The sequence below is a fragment of the Streptomyces yongxingensis genome (genome assembly GCF_055597465.1).
The window spans coordinates 2,243,797-2,253,995 of the sequence record NZ_CM145717.1; the positions used below are offsets into that span (position 1 = coordinate 2,243,797).

Below are 10,199 nucleotides of genomic sequence, written 5' to 3' on the forward strand. Positions count from 1 at the left end.
CTCTCTCTCCACCCTTTCCCTAATTCTTCGTCAGCAGCTGCGCGGAAATGAGCCGGCCGATCGTTTCGAGGGGCTCTCCGGTGAGCATCCCGTCGTGATCGGAGGCAATCCGGACCGGTTCGACGTGCCCGTCGACGTACGGCGCCCAGCCGTCCGGAGCCAGCGGCGCGGGGGCCGACGCGGGACGGCCCTCCGTGGCGACGAAGAGCAGCAGTTCTCCGCGGAAGACGCCGGGCGTGTGGTGCCGGAGGAGTCGGTTGTTGTTCGCGTTGACCCGCTGGATCTCGGAGAGCATCCGCACCTGCCCGCGCCGCCCGCCGCGGGGCCCTTCGGCGGGCTCGCCGGTCGGCTCCGCCTCGTCTCCGCCGGGGTAGCCATCGAGGCTGACCAGGAGGTCCACCGTTTCGCCCTGCTGCTGCAGCAGCGCCGCCATCGCGTGGGCCACGGTGCCACCGAACGACCAGCCGAGGAGGTGATAGGGCCCGGCCGGCTGCACGGTCCGGATCCGCGCCACGTAGTCCGCGGCCATCTCCTCGACCGTCCGCGGCAGTGACTCATCCGTGCCGAAGCCACGGGCCTGCAACGCGTAGACCGGGTGGTCCGGCGGCAGGTGGTCGGTGAGTTCCGCGTAGCAGCGCCCCAGGCCGGTGCTCGGGTGGACGCAGAACAGGGGCGGCCGGTCGCCTTCGGTCCGGAGCGGCAGCAACAGGCCGGTGTCGTCGGAGTCGGTGTGGGCGGTGTCGTCCTCCGTGCCGTCGAGCAGCCGGGCCACGTCGGCCACCGTCGGAGCGGTGAACAGCGCACGGATGCTCACCTCGGCGCCGAGAACGGCACGGATCTGGGCGATCAGCTTCATCACCAGGATCGAGTCGCCACCGAGCTCGAAGAACGACGCCTCGGCACCCACCTCCTCCAGACCGAGCACCTCGGCGAACAGCGCACACAGGCGCTCCTCGGTGGGCGTCTCCGGACCGCGTCCTGCCGTTGCCGCACCGGTGACGTCGGGAGCGGGGAGGGCGGCGCGGTCCAGCTTGCCGTTCACCGTGATGGGCAGCGCGTCAAGCGCCACGAACGCGGCCGGGATCATGTAGTCGGGCAGCCGGTCGGCGAGGAACTTCCGCAATCGGGGCGCATCCACCCCGTCGTCCGCCACGACGTAAGCGACCAGCCGCTTGTCCCCGGCACGGTCCTCCCGGGCGATGACCGCCACCTGGCCGACGCTCGGGTGGGCGGCGAGGGCGGTCTCGATCTCACCGGGCTCGACCCGGAAGCCACGCACCTTGACCTGGTCGTCCGCGCGGCCGCCGAAGACGAGTTGGCCGTCCGCGGTCCACTTGGCGAGGTCGCCCGTGCGATACATCCGCCCGCCCGTGAAGGGGCACGCCACGAAGCGCTCCGCGGTCAGGCCGGGGCGGCCGAGGTAGCCACGTGCGAGGCCCAGCCCCGCGACATACAGCTCACCCAGCACACCTGGGGGGACCGGATGGAGACGCTCATCGAGGACGAATGCCCGGGTGTTGGTGATGGGCCGCCCGATGGGCACCGGGCCCGAGCGGGACGCCGCCAAAGGCACGCTCATCGTCGCGCACACGGTCGTCTCGGTCGGCCCGTACGCGTTGACCATCCGACGCCCCGGCGCCCACCGCTCCACCAGCTCCGGCGGGCACACCTCGCTGGCCACCACCACCGTGCCCAGGCTCTCGGGCAACTCCTCCACCGTGGCCAGCACCGACGGCGACACCGTCACATGCGTGACGCCCAGCGCCGTGGCCGTCGCGCCCAGCGAACCGTTGGGCGGGAGCGTGTCCGGGTCCGCCATGACCAGGGCGGCGCCGGAGAGCAGCGCCATGAACATCTCCCACACCGAAGCGTCGAAGCTCAGGGACGCCAACTGCAACACCCGCGCATCAGCGCCCACCTCGAACCGCTCGATCTGCGCACTGGCGAGGTTCCCGATGCCGCGATGCGTGACCGCCACGCCCTTGGGACGGCCCGTCGAGCCCGACGTGTAGATCACGTACGCCACGTCGTCCGCGCTCACGGAGACCACCGGCGCCGGAGGCGCCTCCGCCACCACGGACGGATCCCACACCAGGCACTCCACCCCGGCCGGAACCAGCCCCCGTGTCCCCTCGGAGCAGAGGACCAGCGCAGGCGCCGAGTCCTCGACCATCCACCCGATCCGCTCCACCGGATACGCCGGATCCACCGGCACAAACCCCGCCCCCGCCTTGGCGATCCCCAGCAGCACCGCCACCACATCCGCCGACCGCTCCAACACCACAGCGACGAGATCACCTCGCCCCACACCCCGCGCGGCCAGCACACCGGCCACCCGGTCCGACCGATCCCTCAACTCCGCGTACGACCACTCCTCACCACCCGCGCCGACCACCGCCACCGCATTCGGCGACAGCTCGGCCCGTGCGTCGAACAACTCCGCCAACGGCCGCACGGGAACGTCCCGCTCGGTGGCGTTCCATCCCTCCAGCACCCGCGCTCGTTCCGCGCCGCCGAGTACCTGGAACTCGCTCATCCTGACCGAAGGGTCGGCCGCCACCTGATCCAGCAACCGCACCAGCCGCTGGGCCAGCGCCTCCACCGTCGACTCGTCAAAGAGGTCGGTGGCGTAGAGGAATGCGCCACGAATCCCGCCCGGATTGCCGTCGTCATCGCGGTGCTCGGCCATATCCAGGGCAAGGTCCACCCGTGCCGAAGCCTCCGTCCCCGACTCCAACGGACGCACCCGCAACCCCGGCAGATCCCACAACCGCCCCTCACCCGAAGGCGCCCCCTGAAGCCCCAACGACACCTGGAACAGCGGATTACGCCCCAACGACCGCGCGGGATTGAGATCCTCCACCAACCGCTCGAACGGCACATCCTGATGCGCATACGCGTCCAGATCCACCTCCCGCACCCGGGACAGCAACTCCACAAAGGTCGGGTCGCCACTCACATCGGTCCGCAGCACCAGCATGTTCACGAAGAACCCCACCAGCCCGTCCAAGGCCGCATCCCCACGCCCCGCCACCGCCGTACCGATCGGGATGTCCTTCCCGGCGCCCATCCGCGACAGCAGTGCGGAGATGGCGGCGTGCACCACCATGAACATCGTCGCCCCGCCCCGCTGGGCGAGCTCCGTGAGCCGGGCATGGGTTTCCGCGGTGATGGCGACCGGCACTTCGCCACCGCGGAAGGACGACACCGCCGGGCGGGGCCGGTCGGTCGGCAGGGCGAGCTCCTCCGGCGCACCGGCCAGTGCCTCGCGCCAGTAGCCGAGCTGGCCACTGATCACACTGCCCGGGTCCTCCAGGTCGCCCAGCACCTCACGCTGCCACAGCGCATAGTCCGCGTACTGCACCGGCAACGGCTCCCAGCCCGGCACACGGCCCACCCGCCGCGCCGCATACGCCACCCCGATCTCCCGCCCCAGCACACCCATCGACCAACCATCAACCGCGATGTGATGCGCCACGATCAACAACACATACTCCGACGCACCCGTCTTCAACAGCCGCGCCCGCCACGGCAGATCAACGCTCAGATCAAAGCCCCGGGCGGCATAGCCGCCGAGCACCTCCCGCAGATGTTCCGCCGCGGTCTCCACCACGATCAGCGGCGGCCGACCCGCCTCGCCCGTCAGCACATGCTGGTGCGGTTCACCATCGGTCTCGGGAAAGACCGTGCGCAGGCTCTCGTGCCGGTCGGCGACATCCCCGAGCGCCGCCTCCAGAGCAACCCTGTCCAACTCGCCGGAGAGCCGGAGCGCCAGCGGGAGGTTGTACACCGCGCCGTCGCCGACGCCTTCGAGGCGGTTGAGGAACCACATCCGCTGCTGGGCGTACGACAGCGGCAGCAGCTCCGGGCGCGGCCGAGCGGTCAGTGCCTGCTGGGCAGTGCCGTTCTCCGCACCGTCGAGCAGCCGGGCCACGTCGGCCACCGTCGGAGCGGTGAACAGCGCACGGATGCTGACCTCGGAGCCGAAGGCGGCGCGGATCTGGGCGATCAGCTTCATCACCAGGATCGAGTCGCCACCGAGCTCGAAGAACGACGCCTCGGCACCCACCTCCTCCAGACCGAGCACCTCGGCGAACAGCGCACACAGGCGCTCCTCGGTGGGCGTCTCCGGACCGCGTCCTGCCGTTGCCGCACCGGTGACGTCGGGAGCGGGGAGGGCGGCGCGGTCCAGCTTGCCGTTCACCGTGATGGGCAGCGCGTCAAGCGCCACGAACGCGGCCGGGATCATGTAGTCGGGCAGCCGGTCGGCGAGGAACTTCCGCAATCGGGGCGCATCCACCCCGTCGTCCGCCACGACGTAAGCGACCAGCCGCTTGTCCCCGGCACGGTCCTCCCGGGCGATGACCGCCACCTGGCCGACGCTCGGGTGGGCGGCGAGGGCGGTCTCGACCTCACCGGGCTCGACCCGGAAGCCACGCACCTTGACCTGGTCATCGGCGCGGCCGCCGAAGACGAGTTGGCCGTCCGCGGTCCACTTGGCGAGGTCGCCCGTGCGATACATCCGCCCGCCCGTGAACGGGCACGCCACGAACCGTTCCGCGGTCAGGCCGGGGCGACCGAGGTAGCCACGCGCAAGCCCCGGCCCCGCGACATACAGCTCACCCAGCACGCCCACGGGGACCGGGTGGAGACGCTCATCCAGCACATAGGCGGCGGTATTCGAGATCGGACGCCCGATGGGCACCGGGCCCGAGCGGGACGCCGCCAAAGGCACGCTCATCGTCGCGCACACGGTCGTCTCGGTCGGCCCGTACGCGTTGACCATCCGACGCCCCGGCGCCCACCGCTCCACCAGCTCCGGCGGGCACACCTCGCTGGCCACCACCACCGTGCCCAGGCCCTCGGGCAACTCCTCCACCGTGGCCAGCACCGACGGCGACACCGTCACATGCGTGACGCCCAGCGCCGTGGCCGTCGCGCCCAGCGAACCGTTGGGCGGGAGCGTGTCCGGGTCCGCCATCACGAGAGCTGCGCCGGAGAGCAGCGCCATGAACATCTCCCACACCGAAGCGTCGAAGCTCAGCGACGCCAACTGCAACACCCGCGCATCAGCGCCCACCTCGAACCGCTCGATCTGGGCACTGGCGAGGTTCCCGATGCCGCGATGCGTGACCGCCACGCCCTTGGGACGGCCCGTCGAGCCCGACGTATAAATCACATACGCCACATCGTCGACATCCACCGAAACCGCAGGCGCGGGCTCCGCCACCACACCATCCGACGGATCCCGGACCAGGCACTCCACTCCGGCCGGAACCAGCCCCCGTGTCCCCTCGGAGCAGAGGACCAGCGCAGGCGCCGAGTCCTCGACCATCCACCCGATCCGCTCCACCGGATACGCCGGATCCACCGGCACAAACCCCGCCCCCGCCTTGGCGATCCCCAGCAGCACCGCCACCACATCCGCCGACCGCTCCAACACCACAGCGACCAGGTCACCGCGTCCCACACCCCGCGCGGCCAGCACACCGGCCACCCGGTCCGACCGATCCCTCAACTCCGCGTACGACCACTCCTCACCACCCGCGCCGACCACCGCCACCGCATTCGAGGAGGCGGCCGCGCGCTCGTCGAAGAGCTCACCCAACGGCCGCACGGGAACCTCCCGCTCGGTGGCGTTCCACTCCTCCAGCACCCGCGCCCGCTCACCCGGGACCAGCACGGCGACCTCACTCACCCGAGCCGCAGGATCCGAGGCGACCTGCTCCAGCACCCGCACCAGCCGCTCGGCGAGCACCTTCACCGTCGCTTCGTCAAAGAGGTCGGTGGCGTAGAGGAACGCGCCACGAATCCCGCCCGGATTGCCGTCGTCATCGCGGTGCTCGGCCATATCCAGGGCAAGGTCCACCCGTGCCGAAGCCTCCGTCCCCGACTCCAACGGACGCACCCGCAACCGCGGCAGATCCCACAACCGCCCCTCACCCGAAGGCGCCCCCTGAAGCCCCAACGACACCTGGAACAGCGGATTACGCCCCAACGACCGCGCGGGATTGAGATCCTCCACCAACCGCTCGAACGGCACATCCTGATGCGCATACGCGTCCAGATCCGCCTCCCGCACCCGGGACAGCAACTCCACAAAGGTCGGGTCGCCACTCACATCGGTCCGCAGCACCAGCGTGTTCACAAAGAACCCCACCAGCCCGTCCAAGGCCGCATCCCCACGCCCCGCCACCGCCGTACCGACCGGAATGTCCTTCCCCGCACCCATCCGCGACAGCAGCAGCGCCAGCGCCGCCTGGACGACCATGAACATCGTGGCCCGCCCGCGCTGGGCGAGCGCCACCAGCCGGGCGTGGACCTGCGGGCTCACCCGGATCGGCACGGATCGGCCACGGAAGGAGGAGACAGCGGGCCGGGGCCGGTCGGCGGGCAGGGCGAGCTCCTCCGGCGCACCGGCCAGTGCCTCGCGCCAGTAGCCGAGCTGGCCACTGATCACACTGCCCGGGTCCTCCAGGTCGCCCAGCACCTCACGCTGCCACAGCGCATAGTCCGCGTACTGCACCGGCAACGGCTCCCAGCCCGGCACACGGCCCACCCGCCGCGCCGCATACGCCACCCCGATCTCCCGCCCCAGCACACCCATCGACCAACCATCAACCGCGATGTGATGCGCCACGATCAACAACACATACTCCGACCCGCCCGTCTTCAACAGCCGCGCCCGCCACGGCAGATCAACGCTCAGATCAAAGCCCCGGGCAGAGTGCGCCGCCAGGGCCTGCGGCAGTTCCTGCTCCGTCGTTTCCACGACCACGAGCGACGGTCGGCCGGCGCCACCCGCCAGCACGTGCTGACGCGGTTCGCCATCGGTCTCGGGAAAGACCGTACGCAAACTCTCGTGCCGGTCGGCGACATCCCCGAGCGCCGCCTCCAGAGCAACCCTGTCCAGCTCGCCCGAAAGGCGAAGCGCCAGCGGCAGGTTGTAGCCCGCGCCTTCCCCCACGCCCTCGAGGCGGTTGAGGAACCACATCCGGCGCTGGGCGTACGACAGGGGTACGGAGTCCGGCCGGGGGCACGGCACCAGCGCGGGGCGGGTCCGGCCGTCCGCGTTGCCTTCTTCCTCGATACGGCGGGAGAGGAGGGCGACCGTGGTGGCGGTGAAGAGCTCACGGATGGTGATCCGGGTGTCGAGCACCGCCCGGACCCTGGCAATGAGCCGCATCGCCAGGAGTGAGTCACCGCCGAGCTCGAAGAACGAGGCATCAGCGCTGACCCGCTCCACGCCGAGCACCTCGGCGAAGAGCCCACAGAGGATCTCTTCGGTCGGGGTGGCCGGACCCCGGCCCGCCACGGTGGCTGTGGCATCGGGGGCGGGGAGCGCGGCACGGTCCAGCTTGCCATTGACCGTCAGTGGCAGCGCGTCCAGCACGACGACGGTGGGGACCATGTACTCCGGCAGCCGCCCAGCGGCGAACGCGCGTACCGCCGCCACGTCCAGTTCCCCGTGGGGGACCACGTAGGCGACCAGTTGCTTGTCCCCCGGCCCGTCCTCGCGGACCACCACCACAACCTGCCCCACACCCTCACAGGCGGCTATCACCGCCTCGATCTCACCGGGCTCGACACGGAAACCACGGACCTTGACCTGCTCATCGACCCGCCCCGCGAAGACCAGATCACCCTCGGCGGTCCACTTCGCCACGTCACCACTGCGATACATCCGCCCACCCGGGGCAGCGAACGGGCAGGCGACGAAACGCTCCCCGGACAGGCCCGGCCGACCGATATAGCCCCGAGCCAGACCGGCACCGGCGATATAGACCTCACCGATCACGCCCACAGGCACCGGCCGAAGGAACGGATCCAGCACAAACACCTTGCTGTTGGGCAGAGGCCGACCGATAGGGGGCGCCGCCTCCAACCCGGTCTTCAGTGCGGTCGCGGTGGCGGTGGTGATGACGGTGGCCTCGGTCGGCCCGTAGGTGTTCCACACCCGCGCACCCGCCGACCACCGACCAGCCAGCTCCGCACTCAACCGCTCCGCACCCAACACCCAATTACTCACACCCGGCACAGCATCCGGATCCAGCACCCCCAGCAGCGACGGCACCACACTCGCCACCCGCACCCCACACCGACCAACCATCTCCGCCAGCGCCCGCGGATCCCTACGCTCCTCCGCACTCGCCACCGCGAGAGTTCCGCCGGCCGCAAGGGTGACGACGACATCGAGAACAGCGGCGTCGAAACTGAACGACGCGAACTGCAACGCCACCACACCCGCGTCCATCCCCAACACCGGACGCATCGCCTCAGCCAGATTCACCACACCGCCATGCGCGACGGCCACACCCTTCGGCCGCCCCGTCGAACCCGACGTATAGATCACATACGCCAACTGATCCGGCACAATGACCGTCCCCAGCGGCTCAGCGGAGAAGCCGCTCACCTCCTCCATACGCACAACACGGGCACCACCGACCGGCACCTCGGCCAAACTCTCCGACGTACCCAGGACCACCTCGGCGCCACTGTCCGCGATCACAAACCCCAACCGATCCGCCGGGTACTCCGGATCCAGCGGAACGAACGCACCACCGGCCTTCCACACCGCCAACTCCGCCACCACCATGTCCACCGACCGTGGCAGACACAGCGCAACCCGCGACTCCCGACCGACACCGGTGGCGTTCAACAACCGCGCCAACCGATTCGCCCGCTCCTCCAACTCCCCATACGACACCGACTCACCACCACACCGCACCGCCACCACACCCGGCGCCACCCCAACCCACCCCTCAAACCGCTCCACAACCGAACCACCAGACAGCGCGGCCTCCGTGGCATTCCACTCCTCCACCACCCGACCCCGCTCCACCTCCCCCACCACATCCAGCCGACCGACCAACGTCTCCGGATCGGCCGCCATCTGCCCCAGCACCCGGAGCACCTGATCGACCAGCCCCTGGGCCGTCTCCGCGTCGAACAGGTCCGGCCGGTAGCTCAGCCGCATGCCCAGGCCACCGCTCGGGCCGACCACCAGGCCGAGCGGGTAATTGATCGACTCCCGGAGTCCGTGCTCGGTGAACTTCAGCCCACCTGGTCCGCGTCGATCTGCCCCCTCGCCCGTCGGCTTGTCGCCCGACGACTTCCGGGCGTTCGTACCCGAGGGGAAGCTCTCGAACGCCATGATGGTGTCGAACGTCGCTCCGGGCCCGGCCTGCCGCTGAATATCGCTGAGGCTCAGGTACTGGTAATCCACCAGCGCCGCCTGCTCGGCCTGCAGCTCCGTCAGCAGCTCAGCCACCGACTGCGCCGGGTCGAAGCGGACGCGTACGGGCACGGTGTTGATGAAGAGCCCCAGCATGCTCTCCATGCCCGGCAGGTCCAGCGGCCGTCCGGCCACGCTGGCGCCGAACACCACATCCCGTCGGCCGGTCAGCTTGCCGACGACGAGAGCCCAGGCAGCCTGCACGACGGTGTTCAGGGTGAGGCCGTGGAAGCGGCGCGTCAGGTCGCGCAGCGCCTGGTCCAGCTCCTTGCTCGCCCTGCCGGACACCATGGCGGAGTGCGCCGGCGCCCCGTTGTACTCGGCCGGGGCCACCAGCGTCGGCTCATCCGCCCCGGCCAGCGTCTTCCGCCAGGCCGCCATGGCTTCTTCCTTGTTCTGGCGGGCGAGCCAGGCGAGGTAGTCGCGGTACGGGGTGACGGGCGGCAGACCGTGTGGGCTGCCCCCGGCCTCGTAACACGTCCACAACTCCCGCATCAGCACCGGCAGCGACCAGCCGTCCAACAGAATGTGATGCAGCGTCACCATCATCCGGTACTCATCCGGCCCGACCCTGACCAACAGCACCTTCAGCAACGGCGGCACCGCCAGATCGAAACGCCGCTCCCGCTCCTCGATCCCCAGTCGCTCCGACTCCGCCCGTGCCGCTTCCGTGTCCAGCCCGGACAGGTCCTCCTCCCGCCACGGCAGGGTCACCCGGCGCATGATGAGCTGGACCGGCGCTCCGGAGGCGCGCCGCTGGAATCCCGCGCGCAGGCTCTCGTGGCGGTCGAGCAGCGCCTGCCAGGACGCCCGCAGCACCCCGGGGTCCAGCTTGCCCTCCAGGCCGGTGATCATCTGCTCGACGTAAACGTCGATGCCCTCCTCGTCGTACACCGCGTGGAACAGCAGGCCCTCCTGCAGCGGCGACAGCGGCCATACCCCCACCAGAGCGGAGTCGGTCATC

General features: G+C 70.2%; 1 protein-coding gene. It reads right to left on the bottom strand.

The features are described from left to right. Positions 1-19 precede the first annotated feature (19 nt). Positions 20-10,198: a non-ribosomal peptide synthetase gene (locus ACZ6TD_RS09065; protein WP_471352390.1), complete on the bottom strand. Its 10,179-nt coding sequence runs from the start codon at positions 10,196-10,198 to the stop codon at positions 20-22. Position 10,199 lies beyond the last annotated feature (1 nt).

Bases quoted from the DNA above. Each gene is read 5' to 3' on its own strand.
- ACZ6TD_RS09065 (WP_471352390.1), bottom strand. From the start codon at position 10,198: ATGACCGACTCCGCTCTGGTGGGGGTATGGCCGCTGTCGCCGCTGCAG.